Below are 25,608 nucleotides of genomic sequence, written 5' to 3' on the forward strand. Positions count from 1 at the left end.
GGCCGCCGCATGGCGGGGCATGCGGGCGGGCCGGCGGTGCATCAACAATTAAGTACTAATTAAAAGACGAGGAACATGCCGGCGGTCAGCTCGACGGGGCTGTAGCCGAAGTAGTTATTGTCCCCCCGGAACTGCAATACGCCCAGCTTGGCGTGGCTGTTGTTGGCGATGCGCGTGGCATACGCATAGAACGACAGGGTAGGCTGGAAGTTGTACAGGTAGCCCAGCGAGTAGGCCGTCGACTTCGGCTTGCCCACGCCGTCGCCCGTGTTCGCGCCGAACGCGCCCCTGGCGTTGGCGCCGTCGTAGCTGATGTGCGCCAGGCTACCTTCGATGCGGTGCTTGCCGATGTCGTACGCGCCCGACACGCCAAAGGCGTCGGCCGCATAGCCGCCCGCGTTCGACACGCGGTAGGAGGTGTAGGAACCACCCAAAGTAAAGTCGTTCCACTTGTAGCGCGCGCCGACGATGTCCGTGACCTGGTTGCGCTTGATGAAGTTCGGCGTGCCGGCCGTGCTGATGTCGTTGCTCTGCTGGTAATCCATGTGCGCATAGCCGAGGAACAGATCGCCCTTTTTGTACAGCACGTTGGCGGCCCAGCTGCGGCCATCGTTTTCCAGGTCGGTGGCGGAAGACGCTTGCTGGCCGGCCGAATACGATACCTCGGCCGAGACGTTGTTCCAGGTGGGGCTGCGGTAGCGCAGCGCATTGCCGTAGAACAGGGCCGTGCCCGAGTTGTTGCCGGCCAGGCTAGTCGTCTTGCTGGCGTTGCCCGTCACGGGGTCTTTCAGGTAGCGGCCCAGGGATTCGGGGCGCGTGAGCGAGAACAGGGCGCTGAAATCGTTGGCGCCGTAGTTGTGGGCCGAGGCCAGGTCGGCCCCCAGCGAAACCCAGAACGGCGCCATGTACATGGTGCCGCCTTCGATCGAGCCCCAGGTGGTCGAGGCAAAGCCGACGGTGGAACCGCGGTTGAACAGCACGGACGAGGTGGTGTTGTTTTGCGTGCCGCCGCCCGCATTGCCGTTGAACAGGTTCAGACCCGTCTCGACGCCGAAGATGGCCTTGTATTCATCGCTGAAGACCCAGGCGCCCGTGAGGCCCAGGCGGCTGGCCATCTCGCCCTGGTTCAGGCGGTGGTTCGTCAACTGGCGCCCGCTGGCATCCTTGCCGCGCGAAACCGTGTAGCCGATGTCGCCACGGCCGTACAGCTTCCAGTTGAAGCCGGTGACGGGTTTCACGGGGGCGGCCGTTGGCGCTGCGGCCATGGCTGCGGCAGGTGCCGCCGCAGGTGCTGGCTGGGCCGCCTTCGCTTCCATCTGCGCTACCCGGTCCTGCAATTGGGCCAGCATGGCTTTCATGTCGCTCAGTTCGTCGGCGCGCGCGTTAGCGCTAACAAATGACGCCGAGAAAAGGGCGCCCGTGATGGCCGCGGCCAATGTGGTCTTGCGTAATGTCGTTTGCATGATCCTGTCTCCTGTGTTTTTATAGGTGTATTGTTGCTGATCCCTGCCTTGCCTACATTAAATAATCAAATCCCTCCCATGCACAAATATTTGATATCGAGGAAGTCGTCCATGCCGTAATGCGAGCCTTCGCGGCCCATGCCCGAATGCTTGACGCCGCCGAATGGCGCCATTTCATTGGCGATCATGCCCGTGTTGATGCCGACCATGCCCACTTCCAGTTCTTCGGCCACGCGCCAGACCCTGCCCAGGTCGCGGCTGTAGAAATAGCCGGCCAGGCCGAACTGCGTGGCGTTGGCCATGGCGACGACTTCGTCTTCGCTGCCGAAGCGGAACAGGGGAGCGAGCGGGGCGAAGGTTTCCTCTGTGGCGACCAGCATGTCGCTGTTCGCTTCCAGCACCACGCTGGGCTCGAAAAAGCTGCCGCCCAGCGCGTGGCGCTTGCCGCCGATGGCCAGCTTGCCGCCCTTGGACAGCGCGTCAGCGATGTGCTGCTCGATCTTGCGCACGGCGTTTTCATCGATCAGCGGACCTTGCGTGACGCCAGCGTCCAGGCCATTGCCCAGTTTCAGCTCGGCCACCTTGGCCACCAGGCGGGTGGCGAAATCGTCATAGATGCTGTCCTGCACGTAGATGCGGTTGGCGCACACGCAGGTCTGGCCGCTGTTGCGGTATTTCGACATCAGCACGCCTTCGACGGCCGCGTCGATGTCGGCATCGTCGAAGACGATGAAGGGCGCGTTGCCGCCCAGTTCCAGCGACAGCTTCTTGATCGTGCCGGCCGCTTCGCGCGACAGCCAGGCGCCCACTTCCGTCGATCCCGTAAACGTGATCTTGCGCACCAGGTCGTTGTGGCACAGCTCCGTGCCGATCGCTTGCGCCGCGCCCGTCACCACATTGAAGACGCCGGGCGGCACGCCGGCGCGCAGCGCCAGTTCGCCCAGGGCCAGGGCCGACAGCGGCGTTTGCGACGCCGGTTTCAAGACCATGGCGCAGCCGGCCGCCAGGGCGGGGCCGGCCTTGCGCGTGATCATGCCGTTCGGGAAATTCCACGGCGTGATGGCCGCGCACACGCCGATCGGCTGCTTGATGACGACGATGCGCTTGTCGTTCGACGGCGGGGCGATCACGTCGCCGTACGCGCGCTTGCCTTCCTCGGCAAACCATTCCAGGTAGGCCGCGTTCGAGACGATCTCGCCTTTGGCTTCCGCCAGCGACTTGCCTTGCTCGCTGGTGAGGATCAGCGCCAGGTCGTCGGCGTGCTGCAAAATCAGCGCATGCCAGGCGCGCAGCACCGTGGCGCGCGCCTTCACCGTCTGCTTGCGCCACAGCCGGAAGGCCGCATGCGAGGCGGCGATGGCGCGCCGCGTCTCGGCCGCGCCCATGCGCGGCACGGTGGCGATCACTGCGCCCGTGGCCGGGTTGGTCACGGCGATGGTAGCGCCGTCATCGGCGTCGCACCAGACGCCATCGATCAGGCATTGCTGTTTCAACAGGCTTGCGTCTTGCAGGTTCAACATGAGGTTCTCCTTGAATGAGGGATGCTGCTTATCCGGCGACCGAGACTTGGGCCAGCCCCGCGTCGACGATGATGTTCTGCCCTGTGATGCCGTCCGAATCGTCGGCCGCGAGGAACAGGGCCGTGCGCGCCACGTGGCCCGCATCGAGCCGGTATTTCAGGCATTGCAGTTCGATGAAACGCCGGTCTTCCTCGGGATCGCGCCACAGCGCGGCCTGGCGGTCCGTGGCGATGGCACCCGGGGCGATGGCGTTGACGCGGATATTCTGTTCACCCAGTTCGCGCGCCAGGGTGCGCGACAGGCCCGCGATGCCGGCCTTGGACGTGGTGTAGCCGACCAGGTTGGGGCGCCCGCGCATCCAGGAAATGGAGCCGAGGTTGATGATGGAGCCGCCGCCGGCGGCCGCCATGCCGGGCGCCACCTGCTGGATGGCGAACACGTGGTGTTTCAGGTTCAGGGCCAAGCAGTTGTCCCAGTACTCGGGCGTCAGTTCGGCCAGCGAATGGCGGTCGTCGCGGCCCGCGTTATTGAGCAGCACGCGGATGGCGCCGAAACGCGCCTCGACGTCGGCCAGGCTGGCCTGGTAGGCTGCGATGTCGCGGATGTCGCTGTACACGAAACAGGGCGCGTGGCGGCACAGGGGCGCCAGGCGCGCGGCCAGGGCGGCGCTGGCGTCGCGGTCGATGTCGCAAAAAGCCACTTGCGCGCCTTGCAGGGCGAAATGCTCGACCATGGAAGCACCGATGCCGGAGCCGCCGCCGGAGACGAAGACCACGCGGTCCTGCAGGCTGGGGTAGAGAGTGATGTTGGCGTTCATGCTGTCCTCGGGGTGAGATCGGGGTATCAATCCCGGTAAAGGGGTTCGGGCTGGCCGGCCACGTCCAGGCGCACGGCAAAGAGGCCGCCGGCCTGAGGCTGGCGCGCCAGTTCGTCGTCCGCCGCGCCTTCGCGCGCGCTGGTGATGTACAGGGTGCGCAGGTCGGCGCCGCCAAAGGCGATCATGGTGGGGCGCGTGACGGGCACGTGCACGACGCCGATGATTTCGCCCTGCGGCGAAAAGCGCAGCACCCGGCCACCTTCGTATTGCGCGCTCCAGTAGCAGCCTTCGGCGTCCAATGCCGCGCCATCGGGACGGCCGCCATACACGGCTTCTTCTCCTTTGACGGGCAGGCGCGCGAACACCTGGCGCTCGCCGACCTGGCCGCTGGCCGCATCGAACTCAAAACGGTAGATCACGTGATTCGGCGTGTCGGACTGGAACAGGGATTTTGCATCTTCCGCGAAGGCCAGGCCGTTGCTGACCTTGACGCCAAGATCCTGTTGCGGCCCCCAGCCCAGGCGCGTGGCGCCCCGTTCCAGGCAAAACATGGCGGCCAGTTCCGCCGTGCGCGGCTCGTACATGGCGCCGGCCCAGAAACGTCCGGCGCTGTCGCAGCGGCCATCGTTGAAACGCATGTCGCGGCTGTCGTACGGTGCATCGGCCAGCTTGTCGAGCAAGCCTTCCTGCGGATAGAAACGGTAGAAACCGTCGCGCAGGGCCGCCACCAGGCTGCCTTTTTCAGCCAGGGCGATGCAGCCCGGCTCGCACGGCACCCACCAGACGCGGTCGAGGTTTGTCGCCGGATCGTAGCGGTGCACACGGCGTCCGGCGATGTCGATCCAATATAAACACTGCTCGGCCACGCTCCACAGCGGGCATTCGCCCAGCTGGGCGCGCGCGTCGAGCACGAGTTGGGCTTGCCATTCACGCATGCTGTTTCTCCTCGATTGCCAGGCGCATGGCGATGTGCAGGCTCTCACCGGGCGCCAGCAAGCGCATGCCCGTGCCCTGCGCGCCGCGCGCGGCCAGCGCAAACGCGTTATTCGCGTGCGTGACGGGTTCCAGCGCAATGAAGCTGCGCTCGTCGTTGGGCGCGAAGCAGACGAGGTGGCCGCAATTGTCGCTGGCCGACAGGTGCACGGCATAATCTCCGTAATCGAGGCTGGCGCGGCCCGTCCAGCCGCTGTAGCAATTGTCCGCCTGCCAGCCGGCCACGGGCTGCGGCGTGGCGAATGGCGATGCTTGCGCCACGGGCGCCAGACCGGCCGGCAAGTGGTCGTCGCCCATGCTCCACACGCCATCCCACTGCGTCTGCAGGCGCAGGCCAGGGGCCAGCGGGAAGTAGGGGTGAAAACCCAGGCCGGCGGGCATGGTGCGCGCGTCGTCATTACGCACCGATAAAGTCAGGCGCAGGCCGGCTTCGTCGAGCAGCACTGTTTGCTGCACCGTGCAGGCAAATGGCCAGTCCGCGTCGCGGCCATGCACGAGCAGCAGTTCGGCGCTGTGGGCCGTGCGCGCCGCCACATGCCAGGCGCGCTGCCAGCCGAAGCCGTGGATGCTGTGCGGCTCGGGCGGGAAGTTGGCGCGCAGCGCATGCGTCTGTTCCGGCGCCTGCAGCACGGCGTTGCCGATGCGGTTCGAATACGGCGCCAAGGGATAGCAGGCCATCTGCCGCACACCGGCGCTGGCCGGCGCGGCGCGCAGGATGTCGCGTCCGCGCCAGCGCAGCGCCGCCAGCGCGCCACCGGTGGCCGGGTGGACGTCGGCGCGGCAGTCGCCGTGCGCCAGGGTGAAGGGAGACTGGTGGTTCATTTTCAGCCTCAGCCCTTCAAGCCGCCCGAGGTCAGGCCGCTGACGACCTTTTCCTGGAAGATCACGATCAGCACGACGATGGGCACGATGGCCACCACCAGCGCCGCCGAAATGATCGGCCACGGGAAGGCGAACTCGCCCTGGTACAGCTGGATGCCGACGGGCAGGGTGCGGTAAGCCACGGCCGAATTCATCGACAGCGCCAGCAGGAACTCGTCCCAGGAATTGACGAAGGCGAGGATGGCGGCCGTCGCCACGCCAGGCGCGGCCAGCGGCAGCACGATGCGCCACAGGGCGCTCAGGCGGGTGCAGCCGTCAAGCATGGCCGCGTTCTCGATGTCGCGCGGGATATCCTGGAAAAAGCTCACCATCATCAGCGTGCAGATGGGCAGGTTCAGCACCGTGTACGGCAGCACGAGCGCCCAGTAGGAGTTCAGCAAGCCCAGGCTGCGCATGATCTCGAACAGCGGCACCATCAAGGTCACCAGCGGGAACATCGACACGCCGATGATGGCGGTGAGGATCAACCCGCGGAAACGCAGGCGCAAGCGGGCGATCGCATAGGCGGCCAGCGCGCTGATGAACAGGCTGAGCAGGGTCGACAGGCCGGCCACGATCAGGCTGTTGGTCAGGAACGTCAGCAGCGGCTGGTCCTGGAAGGCCGAGATGAAATTGCCGATGGTCGGTTCGTGCGGCCAGTAGGTGATCGGCTTTTGCGTCAGTTCGCTCTCGGTTTTCAGTGAGGTGAACAAAATCCACAGGGCGGGGAAGACGCCGTTGAGGATGACGATCGCGGCGGCGAACCAGCGCAGGCGCTTCGATGAAAACAGGCCGCTCATTCTTTGTCTCCTCTTACATATTTCAGATATACGAACGTGGTGGCCATCGACAGCAGGAACATGAACACGGCCAGGGTCGAGCCATAACCCACATCAAGGTAGTCGACCGTATTGGACTGGATATACATGGCCAGGGTCTTGGTTTCGTCGCCAGGGCCAGGCATGTTGTACGGAATATCGAAGGACTGGATGGCCGTCAAGGTGCGGAAGATCAGCGCCACCAGCATCGATGGCACCAAGAGCGGCAGGGTCACTTCCGTAAATTGCTTCCACTTGCTGGCGCCGTCCACCTCGGCCGCTTCATACAGCGAGGCGGGAATGGTTTGCAGGCCGGCCAGCAAAATCAGGGCCATGAACGACGAGGTTTTCCAGATGGTCGTGATGCAGATGGCGGCCATCGTCAGCGCGGGCGAGTTGAACCAGATTTGCGGTTCCCAGCCCAGGCCGGGGATCAGCAGGTCGATGCGGCGGATGATGTCGTTCACCAGGCCGTATTCGCTGTGGAAGAACCAGGCGAAGATCAGGCCGACGAAGGCCAGCGGCAAGGCCCACGGCAGCAGCAGCGCCAGGCGCACGGGCCAGCGGTATTTGAACGGCATGTTGGCCAGCATGGCCAGGCCCAGGCCCGCCACCAGCGCGCCCGGCACGGTGACGACGGTGATGATGACGGTGTTTTTCAGCGACTTCCAGAACAGGCTGTCTTCCAGCGCCATCTTGTAGTTGTCCAGGCCCACGAAACTGGGCAGGCTGCCGCCGGACAGGCGGATGTCGAAAAAGCTGTTGTAGATCAGTTTGCTGACCGGGTAGGCCACGATCAGCAGTAAAAACAGAATCGCCGGCGTCAGCAGGACCCAGGCCAGCGTCGTTTCGCTGGGGTCCGTGATGCGGCTTTTCAGGGTGCGTTGCCTCATGATTTCCTCGTCTGTTGCGGTGTGCGTATGCGTGTGCCGCCCGGGCCGCCGCCGTGGCGGCACGGGCGCATGCGCGGTTAGCGCAGGATGCGCTTGACCCGGTTTTCGATCTCGGCCACGCCGGCCGCCGGCGTCTTCACGCCCGCCATCACGGCATTTGTATTGACGCGCACGGCTTCGGACACTTCGCTGTAGCGGGGCGTGACGGGGCGCGACCGGGCGCTTTGCACGACCGGCAGGGCATCGGCGAACCAGCCATTGACGGCCAGCACTTCCTTGTCCTGGTAGACGGATGGGTAGACGGGCAGGTTGGAGGCCTTGATGGCCAGCTGCTTCGACACTTCCGGGCTCGACAGCCAGCGCACCAGCTTGGCCGACGCTTCCTTGTTCTTCGAGAACGAAGACACGGCCCACTGCCAGCCGCCGATGCACGAGGCCGGTTTGCCGCCCGCCATGGCCGGCAGGCTGACGACTCCGACTTTATCCTTCACGCTGCTGTCGGCGCCATCCTGGAAGTGATTCCAGGCATAGCCCCAGTTGACGGCAAACAAGACGTTGCCGGCCTGGAATTCCTTGCGCGTATCGTCAGTGGCCACTTCGGCGATGTTCTTTTTCGCCACGCCCTGGTCGACCAGCTTGCGCCACATGGCCAGGCCCGCTTCCGCCTTGGGCTTGTCCAGGGTCAGCTTGCCGTTGGTGACCAGTTCGCCACCCTGGCTCCAGTACGGCAACAGGAAGGTGCAGACGGCGCCTTCGATGGCCTTGCCCTGGAAGCTGATGCCTTGCAATTCCGGATTCTTTTCGCCGGCCTGGATGGTGCGCGCCACGGTGGCCAGCTCATCCCATGTTTTCGGCGCCGCCAGCTTGTACTTGGCCAGCAAGTCCTTTCGGTAGTAGAGGAACATGGCATCGGCAAAGGCGGGCAGGGCCACGACCTTGTTGTCGACCATATTCGCTTGCTTGTAGGCGGGCAGGTACTGGCCCATGATCTTGTCGCGGTCGGCGCCCAGGTATTTGTCCAGGCTTTCGATCCAGCCGGCCGACGCGTACTGGGCCGGGCGGATGATGTCGATCAGGAACACGTCCAGGGTGGTGTCGCCGGCCGACAGCACGGTGTTCAGGTATTTCTGCTGCAGCTCGGAAGTGGCGCCGCCCGTTTCCAGGTCGATCTTGACGCCGGGATTGGCGGCCATGAACTTGGCGAACAGTTCGCGCATGACTTCGGGGCGCTCCTGGCCGCCGACAAAGATCTTGACGGTTTGCGCATGAACGCTGGTGGCGAGGACGAAGGTGGCGCCGAGCGCCAGGACGAGGGATTTGATACGCATGATGCTTGTCTCCTGTTTTTTGGAATGGGTATGCCGCTTGTGCGCGGCTTATCGGGATGGCAGTACCGCGCCGCCCTGCGGATCGAACAGATGGAATTTCTCCATGTCCAGCTGTACCGTGACTTGCTGCCCTGGCGCCAGCGCAAACGTGGGCGGCAGGCGTGCCGTCAATTCGCCGCCTTCGCACTGGAAGATGACGAGGGTTTCCGCGCCCAGCGGTTCGACCACCACGACTGTCGCGGCCAGGGCGGCGCTGGCGCTGCCGGCCGCTTCCAGGGTGATGTCTTCCGGGCGGATGCCGAATTCCACGGCGCGGCCATCGAGCTTGCCGCAGGCAGCCTGACGTTCGGCCGGCAGGGCCAGGCGGGCTGAACCCAGCACGATCTCGGTCTGGCCGGCGCTATTGCGTGCCACCTTGGCGCCGAGGAAGTTCATCGGCGGCGAGCCCGTGAAGCCCGCGACAAATTTCGACACGGGTTCGTTGTAGATCTGGTCCGGCGTGCCGACCTGCATGATGTTGCCGCCGGACAGTACGACGATGCGTTCGGCCAGGGTCATCGCTTCGACCTGATCATGCGTGACGTAAATGGTGGTGGCACCGATGCGCTGGTGCAGCTTCTTGATTTCCGTGCGCATTTCCGAGCGCAGCAGGGCGTCCAGGTTCGACAGCGGTTCATCGAACAGGAACAGCTTGGCCTGGCGCACGATGGCGCGGCCCATGGCCACGCGCTGGCGCTGGCCGCCGGACAGGGCGCGCGGCTTGCGGTCGAGCAAGTGGTCGATTTTCAGGATGGTGGCTGCGGCGCGCACGCGCTGTTCGATTTCCGCCTTCGGAAACTTGCGCAGCTTCAAGCCAAAGCCCAGGTTGTCGAACACGGACTTGTGCGGATACAGCGCATAGTCCTGGAACACCATGGCGATGTCGCGCTCGCGCGGCGGCAAGTCGTTGACGACCTGTCCCTCGATGGAGATGGTGCCGCCCGTGATGGTCTCGAGCCCCGCGACCATGCGCATCAGGGTGGATTTTCCACAACCCGAAGGGCCCACGAAGACGACGAATTCGCCTTGCTTGATTTCCAGGTCGATGCCATGAATGACTTCGACGCCGTTGTCGTACTTCTTGACGACCTTTTCCAGTTTTACACCTGACATGCTTGTCTCCAAAAGATGCGAATGACGCGTCTGAGCGCGCTACGTGCGTTGCAACAGAAATAGATTAGTAGGCGCCCGTGTCGAGGGCTTTCGCCAGCGACGGTTTCAGGGCCGTGATAAAGGCATTGGCCTGGCGCATCATCATGCCCATGTCCGAGGCGATGGCCACGTAGTCATAGCCGTAACTAATGAAAGTGTGCACCATTTCCGGCGAGGGGCCGACAATGCCGATGGGTTTGCCAATGGCGCGGGCGCGGCGGGCCGCGTCGGCAATCGCCGCCTGCACTTCCGGGTGGCCGATATTGCCGATATGGCCCATGGCTGCCGACAGGTCGCCGGGTCCCACGAACAGGGCGTCGACGCCATCGACGGCGGCGATCTCTTCCAGTTGCACCAGGGCGGCCGGCGTTTCCAGCTGGATAATCGAGAAGACGGCGCCGTTGGCGCGGGCGGCGTAGTCGGGCACGGTGCCATAGCGGCTGGCGCGGTGCATGGCGGCAAAGCCACGCGTGCCGGGAATAGCCTGGCCCGGCTGGGGATAGCGGGTGGCGGCCACGGCGCTGCGCGCTTCAGCGGCGTTTTCCACGAACGGGAACATCAGGGTTTGCGCGCCGATGTCGAGCGCGCGCTTGATTTGCACGAGGTCGTTCCAGGCCAGGCGCACGACGGGGCAGGCCGGCGTGCCGCCCACGGCTTGCAGGATCTGGTAGGCGTCCTGGTAGTCGATGGGCACGTGTTCCATGTCCAGCACCAGCCAGTCGAAGCCGGCGCAGCCCATGGCTTCGGCCGTCACGGACGTGCCGGCCATCAGCCAGCTGCCCAGTGGTACTGCTTTGTCCGCCAGCAGGGCGCGGAATGGGTTGTCCAGGATATCCATAGTTGTGCTCTCTATATAGGTAGGGAAGACGGCGGCGTCAGAAGATCGGCGGCTCGGGTGTGGCGGCGTTGCCCAGCAAAAAGTCCAGGTCGCAGCCCTGGTCGGCCTGCGTCACGTGCTCCATGTACAGCTTGGTGTAGCCGCGCGCATATTTTTGCGCCGGCGCCTGCCATTCGGCGCGGCGGCGCGCCAGTTCCTCGTCCGTCACGTCCATGTTCAGGCTGCGCGCGGCGATGTCCAGTTCGATCATGTCGCCGTTGCGCACCAGGGCCAGCGGGCCGCCGACGGCCGCTTCCGGTGTCACGTGCAATACGCAGGTGCCGTAGTGGGTGCCGCTCATGCGCGCGTCGGAGATGCGCACCATGTCGCGGATACCCTGTTGCAGCAGCTTTTTCGGCACGGGCAGATTGCCCCATTCCGGCATGCCGGGCGCGCCGATGGGGCCGCCATTGCGCAGGATCAGCACCGTGTTTTCATCGATGTCGAGGTCGGGCGCGTGGATCTGCGCCAGCATCTCCGCGTTCGAGTCGAACACGAGGGCGCGTCCGCGATGCTTGGCAAATTTCGGATTCGCTGCCGACGGCTTGATGACGGCGCCGCCAGGACACAGGTTGCCGCGCAGCACGGCCAGCGCCGCGCCGTCGGCCACCGGCTGCGACACCTTGCGGATCACGCTGTCGTCGAGGCAGACGGCGTCGGCGATGTTCTCGCCCAGGCTGCGGCCCGTGACCGTCAAGGCCGTCAAATCCAGCTGCGGCGCGATTTCCTTGAGCAGGGCCGGCATGCCGCCCGCATAGAAGAAATCTTCCATCAGCTTGTCGCCGGACGGGAACAGGTTGGCGATGACCGGCACTTTTTGCGCCATCGCATCCATTTCATCGAGCGACAGGGCCAAGCCGGCGCGCCCGGCGATGGCGACCAGGTGGATGGCCGCATTGGTCGAGCCACCGAGCGCCATGTAGGCGGCCACGCCGTTCGACAGCGCGGCGCGGGTGAAGAAGCGCGACGGCTTCAAGTCTTCCCACACCATGCCGACGATGCGCTCGCCGCATTGCGAAGCCATGCGCACGTGATTGGCGTCCATGGCGGGAATGCTGGTGGCGCCCGGCAAGGTAAAGCCCATCGCCTCGACGATGGACGTCATGGTGGAGGCCGTGCCCATGGTGTTGCAGGTGCCGGGCGAGCGCGTCATCTTCGCTTCCAGCTTGATCCACTCGGGCTTGGCGATGTCGCCGGCCACGTAGTTATCCCAGAATTTCTTGGTGTGCGTGCCCGCGCCCACGCTCTGGCCGCGGTAGCGGTCGTTGAGCATGGGGCCGGCAGGGCAGAAGATGGCGGGGATATCCATGCTGATGGCGCCCATCAGCATGCCGGGCGTCGTCTTGTCGCAGCCGCCGAGCAGCACGGCGCCGTCGATCGGCAGCGAGCGCAGCAGTTCTTCCGTTTCCATGGCGAGGAAGTTGCGGTAGATCATGGTGGTGGGCTTGACCATCACTTCGCCCAAGGACAGTGCAGGCAGCTCGACGGGGAAGCCGCCGGCCAGCAGGATGCCGCGCTTGACGGCTTCGGCCCGTTCGCGCAGGTGCGAGTGGCACGGCGACAGGTCGCTCCAGGTATTGATGATGGCGATGACGGGGCGGTCGAGGAATTCCTCGCGGCGCAAGCCCATCTGCTGCAGGCGCTGGCGGTGGGCGAACGAGCGCATGTCGTCTGGGGCCAGCCAGCGCTGGCTGCGCAGGGATTCCAGCGTGCGGCGGGAAGTAGCGGAGCTCAATGTGTGTCCTTTTCGGTTGCCTGGCGCGCTGCGGATGGCGTTCCAGTGCTGCTGTCTCGGGTCTTGCTTGCCGCCTTTGTTAGCGCTAACATTGCAAGTACAGCGAAATATAATTTGAATCGCACGGGGCTGTCAACAGATTTAATGCAGGGTGCAGGCGCGCAGCCCTTACACTATCGGCATGATTTCATTGACGCCAATTTCCAGAATAGAATTTATGCGGCCCAGCCGAAGAGCCGTAAAGCGCCGGCGTTACGCTGGCGTCCACCGTGCGCCCGGCCATGGCATGATGCGTGGTGATTACCGATTTTTGAGAAGGCAGTACCCATGAACGACCCAGTACGCAAGCGGCGCGGCCTCGGCCGCAGCACCGTGTTCGATGTGGCCAAATTGGCACAGACCTCGGCTATTTCCGTGTCGCGCTATTTCAAGGAACCGGACCGCGTGTCGCAGGAAACGCGCGACCGTATCAAGAGCGCCATCGACCAGCTCGGCTACATCCGCAACGAGGCGGCCGGCGGCCTGGCCTCGACCCAGGGCCGCATCGTGGGCGCCATCGTGCCCAGCGTGTCGAACTCCATCTTTGCGGAAACCATCCAGGGCTTGTCGACCACCTTGTCGCAGCACAATTACCAGTTGCTGCTGGCCACCCACGATTACTCGATCGAGACGGAAGAGAAGGTCGTGCGCGCCTTTCTCGGCTGGTCGCCGCGCGCGCTGGTGCTGACGGGCGCCGACCATAGCGCGGCCACGGAAACCTTGCTGGCGGGCTTGCAGATTCCCGTCATCGAAACGTGGGATATCCACCCCGAGCGGCCGTATCCGCAGATCGGTTTTTCGCATATCGCCACGGGGCGCGACATGACCTTGTATTTGCACGGGCAAGGCTACCGGCGCATCGTCTACGTCGACAGCGGCATCGGCAGCGATTTCCGCGCGCGCAAGCGGGCCCAGGGGTATGAGGAAACCATGCGGCAGTTGGGTTTGCGTGCGGAAATCGTGCAAGCGTCGGTGACGGCGCCGCTCGATGCGGGCGGGCAAGTGTTCAGCGAGCAAATGGCGCGCGCCGAGCGGCCCGACGCCCTGTTTTTTGCCAACGACAACATGGCTGCCGGCGCCATCTATGAAGCGGCGCGCCTCGGCATCCGTATTCCCGAGCAATGCGCGGTGGCGGGCTTCGGCGATTTCCCGTTCTCGGAAAAACTCATGCCGGCGCTGACGACGATACGCGTGCCCCGCTATGACATCGGCCGCCTGGCCGCGCAAGCCATCCTGCAGCGCCTGGGCGAAGTGGACGAGGGCGCCGCGCCACCGGCCTTGGCGCCGCTGGCCTACGAGCTGATCGCGCGGGCCAGTGCTTGAGATACCGTGCCTGCCGCAGATATTGATGAATCATATTTCTATCATCACAACATGCAATTGGATAGATATGCTGCGATGCGGCATGATGCACCTGTCTCCTCTACTTCCTCACAGGAATTAGATTCAGCCCGCTTCCATAGCGGGCTTTTTTTTGCCTGCTTCGATGACCTTATCGTTTAAGATAAGCTTGTTTAAACATAAACATGCAAGGAGACAAGTTGATGATGCCTTTGTTTCGCGCCGCCGGCACGCTGGCGCTGATGGCGCTCGGTGCCTGTTCGGCGGAGAAGCCCCCGTTTGACCGCCATTTGGCCCAATTGCGTCCGGTCACGGTCGCAGCACTGCCCGATATGGGGTGGCCGGCCGGCACGATGCTGTGCCCGATGGGAATTTATCAGAGCGAGCTGAGCGATTCGGCGCCGCATGCAGACCGCGTTAACGCATTCCTGAAGCAAAAGAAATTTCTGGGTGATGAAGGCCTTTGGTCGCTGATCGCCGTCACACCGATGTCCGAAGGGGACGCCGGTATCGAGCAATTGCTTTTCAAGCGCGGCGATTATGACGTGATCAATGATCCCCAACTCATCGCGCGCGATGCGGAAACAGTGCCAGCGGGGTTTGCGCCGCAGACTTGCGTGACCGTGGAGCAAGCCCGCGTGCTGGTGACACGTGAACAAAGATCACATCGAAAACTCATCATTTTTGGAACGAGCTAGGCCCGCTTGCGTCGCGGTTTTGCCGGCGCCGCACGTGCTGCGCTACAGCACATTCGCCGCCACGGCCGAACTGTAGTTGCGCGCCAGGGCCGCGATGATGGCGGCCATCGCCTGCGGGTTGTCCGTGCCGCCGAAATGCGCGGCATACAGGCGCTTGGCCGCCTCGACTTGCGCATTCGTCAGTTTCACGGCATAGGCCATGCGCACGGTTTCAGGATTGTTCAGCGTCATTTTTCACCTCGAAGACAGATTTCGCTTGGCTCGCGTCACTTGTACGCGCAAAGGATTGCAACTACAATCGTTGCATTTGCAATCGTATAGGCAATGTCTGCCTTGCGCAAGCATTGTTGCGACAGGAGCCTGCATGCATTCGTCCCCTTTATTTCCTCCACAGCCATTGGACGCCGCGCGCCACGCCGCCCATGCCTGCCTGGCCGCGCTGGCGGCACCGCCGGCGTTGCCATTGCGGCAGGTGTCGCCGCGCCGGGCGCTGGGTGCCATGGTGGGCAGCTTGCAGACGGGTCCGGGTGCGGCGAATGCCATCCGCGTCGTGCGCGCGGAAGTGACGCAGCGGCCTGACGATGCCTGGAATGTGACGGTGTCCGCCAGTGCCTGGCCGCTGCGCTATGGCGCCGACAAACCGCTGCTGTATCTGTGCCGCCCCGCTTCGCTCCAGGCATTGAATGGCGTGCTGGTCGATGCGCGCGAGCGCGGCATCGTCTGCAGCGATGCGGAAACGCAATCTTCTCGCTGGCCGAAAGGCGTGCAGCCCGCGCTGCCCGCCTGGCTCGCCACGCAGCACAATTGCACGCCGTTCGACCCAGCCACGGGCGAGGAAGTGCGCGCCATCCTGCGCTCGGCATTGGAAACGTTGTACCTGGAACAGCAGACAGGCTATTACTACCTGGCCATACATGACGAAGAGGCGGACGAAGGTGCGGATGAAAATGCGGACGAAGGTGCGGTGGCCACGCCCTTGTCGGACGCCGATGCGGCAGCGGCCAGCCTGGGCATGTACCGCGTGTCGCCGCCGGGGCCGGCGCCATGCCGGGTGCGTCTGTGCGGCGCGGGAACGATGCTGGCCGTCGTTGCCGATGCGGCCCGCTTGCTCAAGGACGACTGGGATATCGCCGCGCAAGTGTGGAGTTGCCCCAGCTACACGCGCCTGGCGCGCGATGCGCAGGCGGCGGAGCAGTGGAACCTGCGTCATCCGCGCGCCGTCCCAAGGTTGGCCCATGTGCGGCGCTGCCTCGATGACAGTGCCGCGCCCGTCATCGCCGTCACCGGCTATGGACAGCACATCGCGGGCCAGATCGGCGGCTACGTGCGCGGGCGTTTCATCGCCGTCGGCGCTGACGCCATGATGGAGGTCAGCGCGCCATGGCTGGCCGTCACGGCCTTGAAAGCCCTGGCCGACGACGGCGCGCTGCCGGTGCAGTTCGTCGAGTACGCGCTGCGGCGTTACGCCTTGCTCTGAGTGGCGCCGCGTGCCGCCTCGGCGGCGCGCGCGAGGGCGGCGCTGAAGTCCTGCTGCTCGCCGCCGTCAAATTGCGTCAGGAACAGGTCGGCCACCGTAGCCTGGTAGACGGCCCACATCTTCTTGCGCAGGATTTTCCCGTCTTCCGTGATGGAAACGAAGGCGGCGCGCCCGTCTTCCATCGAGCGTGTGCGCGTCACCAGTCGGTCCGTTTCCAGCTTGTCCACCAGGCGCGTCAGGTTGTAGCGCTCGATGGCCAGAGCGTCGGCCAGTTCATGCATGCGGCGCGAACCGTCCTGTCCGCTTTCGAGTCCCCACAGCACGTCATACCACGCATACACGGGCAGGCCGGCTGCGGCGAGGCGGCGCTCGATCTCGCGGATCATCAAACGGTGCGTGCGCACGAACGCGAACCACAGGTCGGGCGCAGGGGCCGTGCCAATTTCAGGCGCAGTTTCAGACATCGGTATTCCTCCAGATCGATCACAGTTGCAAATGCAATTATAGCGCTATACAATGGCCGCCGTAACGATTGCAAATGCAATGATTGCATAAGCAATTATTCGCGTATTGAATTCCCAACCCAGGAGACCGCCATGACCACATCCCTTGCCGTGCCCGATATCGACCCGCAGGAAACCAAAGAATGGCTGGAGGCGATGCAAGCCGTCGTCGCGGTGGAAGGACGCCCGCGCGCCCATTATTTGCTTGACCAACTCGTCGATTCCGATTCCGCGCAGCACGGCGGCATGCATGGCCGCGTCACCACCGCGTATACCAACAGCATCGCCACCGAGCGCCAGGGTGCATATCCGGGCGATCTGGCCATCGAGCGCCGCCTGAACGCGTATATCCGCTGGAATGCGATGGTGATGGTCTTGCGCGCGGCCAAGCATTCGAACGTGGGCGGCCACATCGCCACCTACCAGTCGGCGGCCGTGCTGTACGACGTGGGTTTCGACCACTTCTTCCGTGGCCGCACGGACCAGTTCGCCGGCGACCTGGTCTACATCCAGGGCCATTCCGCGCCCGGCATCTATGGCCGCGCCTATCTGGAAGGGCGCATCACGGAAGCGCAGCTGGACAATTACCGCCGCGAAGCGGGGCGCGAAGGCCTGTCCTCGTACCCGCATCCCCGGCTGATGCCCGACTTCTGGCAATTTCCCACCGTCTCCATGGGGCTGGGCCCGCTGACGGCCGCCTACCAGGCCCGTTTCATGCGCTACCTCGAGTACCGTGGCTTGAAGGAACACCAGGGCCGCAAGGTATGGGCCTTCCTCGGCGATGGCGAGATGGACCAGCCCGAATCCCTGGCCGCCATTTCCCTGGGCGGACGCGAGCGTCTCGATAACCTGATCTTTGTCGTCAACTGCAACTTGCAGCGCCTCGACGGTCCCGTGCGCGGCAACAGCAAGGTCATCCAGGAACTGGAGGGCACGTTCCGTGCGGCGGGCTGGCATGTGATCAAGGTCATCTGGGGCAGCGGTTGGGATGCCTTGCTGGCGCGCGATACGAGCGGCTTGTTGCGCCAGCGCATGATGGAATGCGTGGACGGCGATTACCAGACCTTCAAGTCGCAGAATGGCGCCTACGTGCGCGAGCATTTCTTTGGCAAGTATCCGGAACTGCTGGCGCTGGTGGCGCACATGTCGGACGATGACATCTGGAAGCTGACGCGCGGCGGCCACGACCCGGAAAAAGTGCACGCCGCGTATGCCGAGGCCATGCGCACGCCGGGCCGTCCCACCGTGATCCTGGCCAAGACCGTCAAGGGCTTCGGCATGGGCGAGGCGGGCGAAGGGCAGAACATCAACCATCAGCTGAAAAAGATGAGCGCCGACGCCGTGCGCGCGTTTCGCGACCGCTTCGCGCTGCCCGTCAGCGATGCCCAGCTGGAAGAGATGCCGTATCTGAAACCGGCGCCGGACAGCGAGGAAGGCCGCTACTTCGCCGCGCGCCGGGCGCAGCTGGGCGGCTACATTCCCGCCCGCATCAGCAAGGTGGCGCCCTTGCCAATCCCGCCACTGTCCACGTTCGCCACCCAGCTCAAGGATAGCGGCGAGCGGGGCGCGTCCACCACCATGGCCTTCGTGCGCATCCTCGGCACTCTGCTGAAAGATCCCGCTTTGAGCAAGATCATCGTGCCCATCGTGCCGGACGAATCGCGCACGTTTGGCATGGAAGGCCTGTTCCGCCAGATCGGCATCCATTCCTACCTGGGCCAGCTGTACACGCCGCAGGATGCGGGCCAGCTCAGCTATTACAAGGAAGCCAAGGATGGGCAGATCTTGCAGGAAGGGATCAACGAATCGGGCGCCATTTCTTCCTGGCTCGCCGCCGGCACGTCGTACAGCAACCATGGCCTGGCTACCATTCCGTTCTACATCTTCTATTCGATGTTCGGCTTGCAGCGTGTGGGCGACCTGGCGTGGGCGGCGGCCGATGCCCGCACGCGCGGCTTTTTGCTGGGCGCCACGTCGGGACGCACGACACTGATGGGGGAAGGCCTTCAGCACGACGATGGCCACAGCCACGTGCTGTCGTCCGTGATTCCCAACTGCATCTCGTACGACCCCACGTTCGCGTATGAGCTGGCCGTGATCATCCATGACGGCATGCGCCGCATGTTTGCCGAGCAAGAGGATATTTTCTATTACATCACCTTGCTCAACGAAAACTATCCGCACCCGGCCATGCCGGCAGGAGCAGAGGCGGGCATCTTGCAGGGCCTGTATCTGCTGCAGGAAAGCCCTGAAGCCCTCACGGCAACCACGCCGCGCGTGCAGCTGATGGGCAGCGGTTCCATCCTGCGCGAGGTGCTGGCCGCCAGCGTGCTGCTACAGCAGGATTTTGGCGTCGCGGCCGACGTGTGGAGCGCCACCAGCCTGACGGAAGTGCGGCGCGACGGCCTGGCCGTTGAGCGCTGGAACATGCTGCACCCGGACAGCGAACCGCGCGTGCCGTATATCGAGCAATGCCTGGCTGGCCGGCAAGGCCCCGTGGTGGTGGCCACCGACTACATGAAGATCGTCGGCGACCAGGTGCGCCCCTTCGTGCACGACCGGCGCTTCATCACCCTGGGCACGGATGGCTTCGGCCGCTCCGATACGCGCGAATCGCTGCGCACCTTCTTTGAAGTGGACCGCCATTTCATCGTGCTGGCCGCGCTGACCGCGCTGGCCGATGGGGGCCAGCTGCCGCGCAGCATGATTGGCGTAGCCATCGCCAAATACGGCATCGACGTGGAAAAACTGGATCCCGCGTCCGTGTAACTTTTCGAGGAGTGATCATGAAACTGTATTACGCAACGGGAACGTGTTCTTTGTCGCCGCACATCGTGGCCATCGAGGCGGGCATCGCGCTGGAACTGGAACGTGTCGATATCCGGAAGATTCCGCGCGTCACGGAAACGGGCGCCGATTATGCGCGCATCAATCCGAATCTGTACGTGCCGGCGCTGGCGCTGGACGATGGTGCGATCTTGCTGGAAGGCACGGCCATCGTGCAATACCTGGCCGACCTGACACCGGCCAGCGGTCTGGCGCCGCCGGCAGGCACCATGGCGCGCGTACAGCTGCAGTCGTGGCTGGGTTTTATTGCCACCGAGCTGCACAAGGTGTTCAGCCCCTGGCTGTTCCATCCGGAATACGGTGCGCAGGCACAGGACGTGGCCCGCTCGCGCCTGGCCGCACGCCTCGATTATGTGGAGCGGCAACTGGGCGATGGTCGGCAGTACTTGTTGGGGAACACGTTTACGGTGGCCGATGCGTATTTGTATACCGTCCTCAGCTGGTCGGAGGTCGCCAAAGTCGACCTCGGTGCTTTCCCGCAGGTGAGGGCGCTGCTGGCCAGCATAGGCGATAGGCCAGCCGTGCGCGAAGCGATTCGTTGCGAGGCGCAGCGGCAGTCCCAATGAGATATTGATAAATCGAATTTCTATCATCACAACATAGAATTGGATGAATATGCTGCGATGCGGCATCATGCACCTGTCTCCTCTACTTCCTCACAGGAATTAGATTCAGCCCGCTCCCGCAGCGGGCTTTTTTTTGCCCGTTTTTATGGCATAAAGCTGCGCACGCTTGCTTGTCATCATCGCCATCGTGTTGCTTTTGTGCATGCTAAACTGGGCCATCACCAGACCAAGGTTCCTGATGCTTCAATTATTTCGCCACACGCTGGAGTCCACGCCGATCCTTGCCCTGTTCCTCGTCATCGGCGCCGGTTATGCGCTGGGGCGCATCAGCGTGTTCGGCTTTTCGCTGGGCGTGGGCGGCGTGCTGTTCGCGGGGCTGGCGCTGGGCGCCTTTGCTCCCGGTTCCGTGCCGCCGCCGATGGTCGGCTCCATCGGCCTGCTGCTGTTCCTGTATGGCATTGGCGTGCAGTACGGCGTGCAGTTTTTCGCCGGCTTGCGCGGCGCGGGGCAGAAACACAATCTGATTGCCTTTGCCGCCGTCATGGGCGGCCTGGCCGTCTCGATCTGGGGCGGGCAGTGGATCGATATCTCGCTGCGCATGGCCAGCGGCGTGTTTGCCGGCGCCATGACCAGCACGGCCGCCCTGCAGGCGGCGCTGGAAGCGTCGCACGGCAATGGCGACGCGGCAGTCGGCTATGCGGTCGCGTATCCGTTCGGCGTCGTCGGCCCCATGCTGGGCCTGTACCTGGCCGGGCGCATCTTGAAACCCGTGCTGACGCCGCCGCCGACGCCCATCGTCGTCTCCGAAATCACCATCGATGCAGCCAAACTGGCGGGCGCGGCCCTGTCCGAATTGGCCGATGGCCCGCTGGCTGGCCTGCAAGTGATCGGTGTGCGCCAGGGTCACCAGAACCGCTTGCCCGATCCTGGCCTCGTGCTTGGCGTGGGCGACGCGCTGATGGTGTCGGGCACGGTGGCGGGTGTGGAAGCGGCGCGCACGGCGCTGGGCCATTTGGACCCGGGCCGCTTGATGAAGGACCGCAGCGATTTCGACGGTACGGAAGTGTTCGTGTCGGATGCGGAAATCGTCGGCGTGCCCTTGGGCGAACTGAATCTGGCGAAGGATTTCCCGCTGCAGATCGCCTTCATTCGCCGCGGCGACGCCATGATTTTGCCCCATCCGTTCCTGACCCTGGAATTTGGCGACCGCGTGATGGCCATCGCACCGGCCAAACATGCGGCCGACGTGCGCAAGCTGTTCGGCAACTCCATCACGGCCACGGCCGAGTTCAGCTATGTCTCGCTGGGCATGGGCATGGTCTTGGGCGTGCTGCTGGGCCTGGTGCCTATCCCCTTGCCGTGGATAGGCTCGTTCAGCCTGGGTCTGGCTGGCGGGCCGCTAGTGATGGCGCTGATTTTGGGCCGCCTGGGCCGAGTGGGCAAGATCAGCTGGCGCTTGCCGCTGTCAGCCAATTTGGTCATGCGCAACTATGGCTTGACGATTTTCCTCGCCTCCGTCGGCATGGCGTCCGGCTTGCCCTTCGTGCAGCAAGTGGGCGCCGACGGCTTGCCCATGCTGGCGCTCGGTGCCGTGACGGTGCTGGTGGTGGTGGCGCTTGTCGTGATCCTCGGCAAGGTCTTCCTGCGTCTGCCGTTTCCCGAACTGCTGGGCATCGCGGCCGGCGCCACGGGCAACCCGGCCGTGCTGGTGTTCGCCAACCGCCTGGCCAAGTCGGACCGTCCGAATCTCGGTTATGCGATGATTTTCCCCAGCATGACCATCGTCAAGATCGTGGCCGTGCAGGTGTTGCTGCATTTGTATGGCTGATGGCGGCCAGCTTCAATCCCTTGCAGCGCCAGGCTGCTTGTCGGCTCCAACGACGCTGATGCCAAACGACAGCAGCAAGGCGGCAGCGGCAAAGCCTGCGGCAAGCCACAGGTTGGCGGAGAGGCCCAGCCTGTCGACGGCTTGGCCACCGGTCCACGCCCCGAGCGCAATGCCGATATTGAAGACGCCCACATACAGCGCGGCAACGATTTCCACGGCGCCGGGCGCCGCCTTCATCATCAAGGTCATCAGGCCGACCGATACGCCTCCGTAGGCCAGTCCCCAGGCCAGCAACACCACGCCGCCGCCGATGCCGGAGTCGCCGACAGCCAGGAACAGCAGCGGCGTGAGCAACAGGCCGCCCGAGATGGCGATGATGGTAGTCGCCGTGCGCCGCGCCGCAGCGACACCGGCCAGGAAGTTTCCAATGATGCCCGTGAAGCCATAGGCAAACAGCAGTGCGCCCAGCCATTGCGCATCGAACCCCGACACGGACAGCAGTAGCGGGCGCACGAAGGTAAAGGCCATGAAATGGCTGCTCACCAGCAGCAGGGTCAGAAGCAGCCCCGCTTGCAACTGCCTGTTGCGCAGCTGTTGGCCGAATTGGCGCAAGGTCGTCGACGCGGCAGCGGGCAGGGCGGGAATGACGGCCAGGTGCAGCGCCAGTACCAGGCCGCTGAACAGCGCCATGACGCCGAAAGCCCAGCGCCATCCTGCAAGGTCGCCGATGTGTGCGCCAAGCGGCACGCCCAGCACGGAAGCGGCCGCCACTCCACCGAAGATGACCGACGTTGCCAGGCCAACCGAACGGGCAGGAACCAGCCGGGAAGCGAGGCCGCCGGCGATGGCCCAGATGCCGCCCATGCAGAAACCGACGAGAACACGGGCCGCCAGCATCCACGCCATGTTCTGCGCCAGGGCCGAGGCAATGTTCGCGATCACCAGGAGCGTCAGCAAACCGCAGAGTATCTTGCGCCTGTCCACGCTTCCCGATGCGAGCACGACCAGCGGCGCGAACAAGGCCGCCAGCAATGCGGGCAGCGAGATCATCAGGCCGGTCGTTCCCGTGGAGGTGCTCAGGGTGTCGGCAATCGGCGTCAACAGGCCGACCGGCAGCATTTCCGTCGTCACGACGGAAAAGGTGGCCATGCCGACAGCGGTAACCGCCAGCCACGGGTGGCGGGCAGAAGTTTCTGCGGCAGCGCAGGAAGACGTACTCATGGTGCATATCCTTCATGTGATCAGGCGATAAACGGGTGTGTCCCGCTTGCAACGGAAACACGCCGCAGCGATAATACATACATCGCGTATGAATAAAGTATATATACATACGCAGTGAATGTAAACAATCATACGTTACGTATGTAAGGAGAAAGCAATGGTTCGCCGCACCCGTGTGGAAATGGAAGAAACCCGCGCCTCGCTGCTGGCCACCGCCCGCAAAGTGTTCAGCGAGCGCGGTTATGCCGACACGTCCATGGACGACCTCACTGCGCAGGCAGGGCTGACGCGTGGTGCGCTGTATCATCACTTCGGCGACAAGAAGGGTTTGCTGCTGGCGGTGGTGGAGCAGATCGATGCGGAAATGGATGGCCGCCTGCAGACCATCTCCGACAGCGCCGCAGACTTGTGGGAAGGCTTTCGCCATCGCTGCCGTGCCTATCTGGAGATGGCCCTGGAACCGGAAATTCAGCGCATCGTCTTGCGCGATGCGAGGGCGGTCCTGGGCGGCGCTTCACCGGACTCGCAGCGCCATTGCCTCGAGTCGATGCAGGGGCTTATCCAGCAACTGATTCACCAAGGCATCGTGGCCGACGCTTGCCCGCAGGCACTGGCTTCGCTGATCTACGGCAGCCTGGCGGAAGCGGCGTTCTGGATCGCCGATGGTGACGAAGGCAATGCGCGCTTGGTAAAAGCAGTTGCGGCATTGGAATTGCTGCTACGCGGATTATTGCTGAAAAGGTAGTCGCGGAAAGTGCTAATCTCGCCAGTAGCGGACATGCCTGCAGAAGTCGATGACGATATTGAGCAGGGCGGGAAATAGCGGTCGAAGCTTATATTGACACGGAGGAAACTATGCAAGTCACGCGTATCGTTGCAAATTTCCCGGCGTCGGATCCGGGCCTGGCGCGGACGTTTTACGAGGACGTGCTGGGCCTGAGCCTGTTGATGGACCACGGCTGGATCATGACGTATGGTTCGCAAACCGAGATGAGCGTTCAAGTGAGCTTTGCGACGGAAGGCGGCTCGAACACTGCCGTGCCCGACCTTTCCATTGAAGTCGATGACGTGGATGCCGCATTCGAACGCATGTCTGGAGCAGGGTTCCCTATTGAATATGATCTCACCGATGAACCTTGGGGTGTCCGGCGGTTTTTCGTGCGCGACCCGTTCGGCAAGCTCATCAATATCCTGTCGCACACATAGACGCGGTGCCACGGCAGCCAGCCGATTCCATCCCCTTGCCTTGCCGCGCCAGCCATTGTAAAAGGCCTGGCGCCACCCGCAATCTGTTGTACAATCCTTGAGAACGGTCGTGCTTTTTTGTGCGCTGAGCTTCCTTGCGTGCAGTCATCACGGCAACCGATAAGAACAAGGAGACAGACATGGACCTGCATTACACGGCCGAGGAGAGCGCCTTCCGCGACACGGTGCGCGCCTTCCTCGACACCCATTTGCCGGCGGACTTGCAGCGCAAGGTGCGCCAGCATCTGCGCCTGAACCGCGATGATTACGTGCGCTGGCACAAGATTGTGGCAAAGCAGGGCTGGGCCGCGCCGGCCTGGCCTGTGGAATATGGCGGCACGGGCTGGACGTCCGTGCAGCGCCACATCTGGGAAGACGAGTGCGCGCGCGCCGCCACGCCGCCGATCCTGCCGTTCGGCGTGAACATGGTGGCGCCCGTCATCATGGCCTTCGCCAATGCCGAGCAAAAAGCATACTACTTGCCGCGCATTTTGAACTGTGACGACTGGTGGTGCCAGGGTTATTCCGAGCCGGGCGCCGGTTCCGACCTGGCCTCGCTGAAAACCACGGCCGAGCGCGACGGCGACCATTACATCGTGAACGGCCAGAAAACCTGGACGACCCTGGGCCAGCACGCGGACATGATTTTTTGCCTGGTACGCACGGACAGCACGGTGCGCAAGCAGGAAGGCATCAGTTTCTTGCTGATCGACATGAAAACGCCGGGCATCACCGTGCGCCCCATCATCATGCTCGATGAAGAACACGAAGTGAACGAAGTCTTCTTCGACAATGTGCGCGTACCGGTCAGCAATCTGATTGGCCAGGAAAACAAGGGCTGGACCTACGCCAAATACCTGTTGGGCCATGAGCGCACGGGCATCGCCGCCGTCGGCCGCTCGAAGCGCGAGCTGACCTTCCTCAAGCAGCTGGCCATGCAGCAAAGCAAGCGCGGCGCGCCGCTGCTGCACGATCCCGCTTTTGCCGCCAAGGTGGCCCATCTGGAAATCGAATTGATGGCGCTGGAAATGACGGTCTTGCGTGTCATCAGCGAAGAAGGCAAGGGACCGGGACCGCAAGCGTCGATGCTGAAGGTGCGCGGCTCGGAACTGCAGCAGCAGCTGACGGAACTGATGCTTGAAGCCATCGGCCCGCAAGCCTTGCCGTTCGACCCTGACTTCCTCGACGGCAGCGCGCAACACAGTGCTGGCGGCGACGACCTGGCCGCGCCACTGGCCGCGTACTACTTCAATTACCGCAAGACATCGATCTATGGCGGCTCGAATGAAATCCAGAAAAACATCATCACGCAGATGATCCTGGGCCTGTAAGCCAGAAGGAGACGAC

The 25,608-nt window shown here is 63.7% G+C and carries 23 protein-coding genes; 9 read left to right on the forward strand and 14 right to left on the reverse strand.

Translation table 11 applies throughout. From position 1 onward, the window contains the following. Positions 1–59: 59 nt before the first annotated feature. From V3C40_RS01370 to araD, 11 genes are all read right to left on the reverse strand, one after another. Positions 60–1,463 (reverse strand): porin, encoded by a 1,404-nt coding sequence (locus V3C40_RS01370; RefSeq protein ID WP_331776265.1) that lies wholly within the window; start codon positions 1,461–1,463, stop codon positions 60–62. Between the two features lie 65 nt (positions 1,464–1,528). Beyond that, a complete protein-coding gene (locus V3C40_RS01375) occupies positions 1,529–2,983 on the reverse strand; it encodes an NAD-dependent succinate-semialdehyde dehydrogenase (RefSeq protein ID WP_331776266.1) in 1,455 nt (484 codons plus the stop codon). A 28-nt stretch (positions 2,984–3,011) separates the two neighbouring features. Continuing rightward, positions 3,012–3,800, reverse strand: a complete 789-nt coding sequence (locus V3C40_RS01380; protein ID WP_331776267.1) for an SDR family NAD(P)-dependent oxidoreductase — start codon at positions 3,798–3,800, stop codon at positions 3,012–3,014. A gap of 26 nt (positions 3,801–3,826) precedes the next feature. Continuing rightward, the gene (locus tag V3C40_RS01385; protein ID WP_331776268.1) at positions 3,827–4,735 is read right to left on the reverse strand and encodes an SMP-30/gluconolactonase/LRE family protein; all 909 of its coding nucleotides are present in this window, start codon (positions 4,733–4,735) and stop codon (positions 3,827–3,829) included. Further along, positions 4,728–5,615 (reverse strand): aldose 1-epimerase, encoded by an 888-nt coding sequence (locus V3C40_RS01390; RefSeq protein WP_331776269.1) that lies wholly within the window; start codon positions 5,613–5,615, stop codon positions 4,728–4,730. The genes V3C40_RS01385 and V3C40_RS01390 overlap by 8 nt, the downstream gene beginning before the upstream one ends. Before the next feature lie 8 nt (positions 5,616–5,623). Further along, the gene (locus V3C40_RS01395; RefSeq protein WP_034755232.1) at positions 5,624–6,454 is read right to left on the reverse strand and encodes a carbohydrate ABC transporter permease; all 831 of its coding nucleotides are present in this window, start codon (positions 6,452–6,454) and stop codon (positions 5,624–5,626) included. After that, positions 6,451–7,365, reverse strand: coding sequence for a carbohydrate ABC transporter permease (locus V3C40_RS01400; protein ID WP_034755235.1), 915 nt, complete (start codon positions 7,363–7,365; stop codon positions 6,451–6,453). Before V3C40_RS01400 ends, V3C40_RS01395 begins: the two co-directional genes overlap by 4 nt. Before the next feature lie 77 nt (positions 7,366–7,442). Next, a complete protein-coding gene (locus V3C40_RS01405; protein ID WP_331776270.1) occupies positions 7,443–8,693 on the reverse strand; it encodes an ABC transporter substrate-binding protein in 1,251 nt (416 codons plus the stop codon). Between the two features lie 48 nt (positions 8,694–8,741). Then, a complete protein-coding gene (locus V3C40_RS01410) occupies positions 8,742–9,845 on the reverse strand; it encodes an ABC transporter ATP-binding protein (protein WP_331776271.1) in 1,104 nt (367 codons plus the stop codon). 64 nt (positions 9,846–9,909) lie between these two features. Further along, a complete protein-coding gene (locus tag V3C40_RS01415; protein WP_331776272.1) occupies positions 9,910–10,722 on the reverse strand; it encodes an HpcH/HpaI aldolase family protein in 813 nt (270 codons plus the stop codon). 37 nt (positions 10,723–10,759) lie between these two features. Further along, positions 10,760–12,427 carry an L-arabinonate dehydratase gene (araD, locus tag V3C40_RS01420; protein ID WP_442907225.1) on the reverse strand — a complete coding sequence of 556 codons (1,668 nt, stop codon included), beginning with the start codon at positions 12,425–12,427 and terminating at the stop codon, positions 10,760–10,762. A gap of 396 nt (positions 12,428–12,823) precedes the next feature. Here araD and V3C40_RS01425 point away from each other — a divergent pair, with 396 nt between their 5' ends. Then, entirely contained in the window at positions 12,824–13,858 is a 1,035-nt protein-coding gene (locus V3C40_RS01425; protein WP_331776274.1) for a LacI family DNA-binding transcriptional regulator, read from the forward strand. A gap of 221 nt (positions 13,859–14,079) precedes the next feature. Then, the gene (locus V3C40_RS01430) at positions 14,080–14,574 is read left to right on the forward strand and encodes a hypothetical protein (RefSeq protein ID WP_331776275.1); all 495 of its coding nucleotides are present in this window, start codon (positions 14,080–14,082) and stop codon (positions 14,572–14,574) included. Positions 14,575–14,616: 42 nt separating this feature from the next. On the opposite strand, the gene V3C40_RS01435 is transcribed toward V3C40_RS01430, so the two are convergent. After that, positions 14,617–14,805 (reverse strand): hypothetical protein, encoded by a 189-nt coding sequence (locus V3C40_RS01435; RefSeq protein ID WP_046684175.1) that lies wholly within the window; start codon positions 14,803–14,805, stop codon positions 14,617–14,619. Between the two features lie 133 nt (positions 14,806–14,938). Between V3C40_RS01435 and V3C40_RS01440 the strand changes: the two genes are divergently transcribed. Continuing rightward, positions 14,939–16,051 carry a transketolase-like TK C-terminal-containing protein gene (locus tag V3C40_RS01440; RefSeq protein WP_331776276.1) on the forward strand — a complete coding sequence of 371 codons (1,113 nt, stop codon included), beginning with the start codon at positions 14,939–14,941 and terminating at the stop codon, positions 16,049–16,051. Here the strand turns inward: V3C40_RS01440 and V3C40_RS01445 are convergent. Then, positions 16,036–16,515: a MarR family winged helix-turn-helix transcriptional regulator gene (locus V3C40_RS01445; RefSeq protein ID WP_331776277.1), complete on the reverse strand. Its 480-nt coding sequence runs from the start codon at positions 16,513–16,515 to the stop codon at positions 16,036–16,038. The two genes, V3C40_RS01440 and V3C40_RS01445, sit on opposite strands and share 16 nt — an antisense overlap. Before the next feature lie 132 nt (positions 16,516–16,647). Here V3C40_RS01445 and aceE point away from each other — a divergent pair, with 132 nt between their 5' ends. The 3 genes from aceE to V3C40_RS01460 all read left to right on the forward strand — a co-directional run bounded on the left by aceE (position 16,648) and on the right by V3C40_RS01460 (position 21,795). Beyond that, on the forward strand, positions 16,648–19,323 hold the full coding sequence (aceE, locus tag V3C40_RS01450; RefSeq protein WP_331776278.1) for a pyruvate dehydrogenase (acetyl-transferring), homodimeric type: 2,676 nt from the start codon (positions 16,648–16,650) through the stop codon (positions 19,321–19,323). Positions 19,324–19,340: 17 nt separating this feature from the next. Further along, positions 19,341–19,967, forward strand: a complete 627-nt coding sequence (gstA, locus tag V3C40_RS01455; RefSeq protein ID WP_331776279.1) for a glutathione transferase GstA — start codon at positions 19,341–19,343, stop codon at positions 19,965–19,967. A gap of 238 nt (positions 19,968–20,205) precedes the next feature. Further along, a complete protein-coding gene (locus V3C40_RS01460) occupies positions 20,206–21,795 on the forward strand; it encodes an aspartate:alanine exchanger family transporter (RefSeq protein ID WP_331776280.1) in 1,590 nt (529 codons plus the stop codon). A gap of 12 nt (positions 21,796–21,807) precedes the next feature. Here the strand turns inward: V3C40_RS01460 and V3C40_RS01465 are convergent, their stop codons facing one another. Further along, positions 21,808–23,016 carry an MFS transporter gene (locus V3C40_RS01465; protein WP_331776281.1) on the reverse strand — a complete coding sequence of 403 codons (1,209 nt, stop codon included), beginning with the start codon at positions 23,014–23,016 and terminating at the stop codon, positions 21,808–21,810. Between the two features lie 157 nt (positions 23,017–23,173). Between V3C40_RS01465 and V3C40_RS01470 the strand changes: the two genes are divergently transcribed. The 3 genes from V3C40_RS01470 (at position 23,174) to V3C40_RS01480 (ending at position 25,592) form a co-directional block, all read left to right on the forward strand. Next, positions 23,174–23,761: a TetR/AcrR family transcriptional regulator gene (locus V3C40_RS01470; RefSeq protein WP_331776282.1), complete on the forward strand. Its 588-nt coding sequence runs from the start codon at positions 23,174–23,176 to the stop codon at positions 23,759–23,761. 110 nt (positions 23,762–23,871) lie between these two features. Beyond that, positions 23,872–24,222 carry a VOC family protein gene (locus V3C40_RS01475; RefSeq protein WP_331776283.1) on the forward strand — a complete coding sequence of 117 codons (351 nt, stop codon included), beginning with the start codon at positions 23,872–23,874 and terminating at the stop codon, positions 24,220–24,222. Between the two features lie 179 nt (positions 24,223–24,401). Beyond that, positions 24,402–25,592 carry an acyl-CoA dehydrogenase family protein gene (locus tag V3C40_RS01480; protein WP_331776284.1) on the forward strand — a complete coding sequence of 397 codons (1,191 nt, stop codon included), beginning with the start codon at positions 24,402–24,404 and terminating at the stop codon, positions 25,590–25,592. The last annotated feature ends 16 nt before the right edge of the window (positions 25,593–25,608 follow it).

It is taken from the genome of Janthinobacterium sp. LS2A (assembly GCF_036543145.1).
In the GTDB taxonomy this organism is placed as follows: domain Bacteria; phylum Pseudomonadota; class Gammaproteobacteria; order Burkholderiales; family Burkholderiaceae_D; genus Janthinobacterium; species Janthinobacterium aestuarii.

Coding starts and splice junctions, on each gene's coding strand:
- V3C40_RS01385 (WP_331776268.1), bottom strand. CDS start 4,735: ATGCGTGAATGGCAAGCCCAACTCGTGCTCGACGCGCGCGCCCAGCTG.
- V3C40_RS01425 (WP_331776274.1), top strand. CDS start 12,824: ATGAACGACCCAGTACGCAAGCGGCGCGGCCTCGGCCGCAGCACCGTG.
- V3C40_RS01435 (WP_046684175.1), bottom strand. CDS start 14,805: ATGACGCTGAACAATCCTGAAACCGTGCGCATGGCCTATGCCGTGAAA.
- V3C40_RS01370 (WP_331776265.1), bottom strand. CDS start 1,463: ATGCAAACGACATTACGCAAGACCACATTGGCCGCGGCCATCACGGGC.
- V3C40_RS01475 (WP_331776283.1), top strand. CDS start 23,872: ATGCAAGTCACGCGTATCGTTGCAAATTTCCCGGCGTCGGATCCGGGC.
- V3C40_RS01445 (WP_331776277.1), bottom strand. CDS start 16,515: ATGTCTGAAACTGCGCCTGAAATTGGCACGGCCCCTGCGCCCGACCTG.
- V3C40_RS01430 (WP_331776275.1), top strand. CDS start 14,080: ATGATGCCTTTGTTTCGCGCCGCCGGCACGCTGGCGCTGATGGCGCTC.
- V3C40_RS01375 (WP_331776266.1), bottom strand. CDS start 2,983: ATGTTGAACCTGCAAGACGCAAGCCTGTTGAAACAGCAATGCCTGATC.
- V3C40_RS01480 (WP_331776284.1), top strand. CDS start 24,402: ATGGACCTGCATTACACGGCCGAGGAGAGCGCCTTCCGCGACACGGTG.
- V3C40_RS01460 (WP_331776280.1), top strand. CDS start 20,206: ATGCTTCAATTATTTCGCCACACGCTGGAGTCCACGCCGATCCTTGCC.
- V3C40_RS01395 (WP_034755232.1), bottom strand. CDS start 6,454: ATGAGCGGCCTGTTTTCATCGAAGCGCCTGCGCTGGTTCGCCGCCGCG.
- V3C40_RS01400 (WP_034755235.1), bottom strand. CDS start 7,365: ATGAGGCAACGCACCCTGAAAAGCCGCATCACGGACCCCAGCGAAACG.
- V3C40_RS01415 (WP_331776272.1), bottom strand. CDS start 10,722: ATGGATATCCTGGACAACCCATTCCGCGCCCTGCTGGCGGACAAAGCA.
- V3C40_RS01410 (WP_331776271.1), bottom strand. CDS start 9,845: ATGTCAGGTGTAAAACTGGAAAAGGTCGTCAAGAAGTACGACAACGGC.
- V3C40_RS01390 (WP_331776269.1), bottom strand. CDS start 5,615: ATGAACCACCAGTCTCCCTTCACCCTGGCGCACGGCGACTGCCGCGCC.
- aceE (WP_331776278.1), top strand. CDS start 16,648: ATGACCACATCCCTTGCCGTGCCCGATATCGACCCGCAGGAAACCAAA.
- V3C40_RS01440 (WP_331776276.1), top strand. CDS start 14,939: ATGCATTCGTCCCCTTTATTTCCTCCACAGCCATTGGACGCCGCGCGC.
- gstA (WP_331776279.1), top strand. CDS start 19,341: ATGAAACTGTATTACGCAACGGGAACGTGTTCTTTGTCGCCGCACATC.
- V3C40_RS01405 (WP_331776270.1), bottom strand. CDS start 8,693: ATGCGTATCAAATCCCTCGTCCTGGCGCTCGGCGCCACCTTCGTCCTC.
- V3C40_RS01465 (WP_331776281.1), bottom strand. CDS start 23,016: ATGAGTACGTCTTCCTGCGCTGCCGCAGAAACTTCTGCCCGCCACCCG.
- V3C40_RS01470 (WP_331776282.1), top strand. CDS start 23,174: ATGGTTCGCCGCACCCGTGTGGAAATGGAAGAAACCCGCGCCTCGCTG.
- araD (WP_442907225.1), bottom strand. CDS start 12,427: ATGCGCTCGTTCGCCCACCGCCAGCGCCTGCAGCAGATGGGCTTGCGC.
- V3C40_RS01380 (WP_331776267.1), bottom strand. CDS start 3,800: ATGAACGCCAACATCACTCTCTACCCCAGCCTGCAGGACCGCGTGGTC.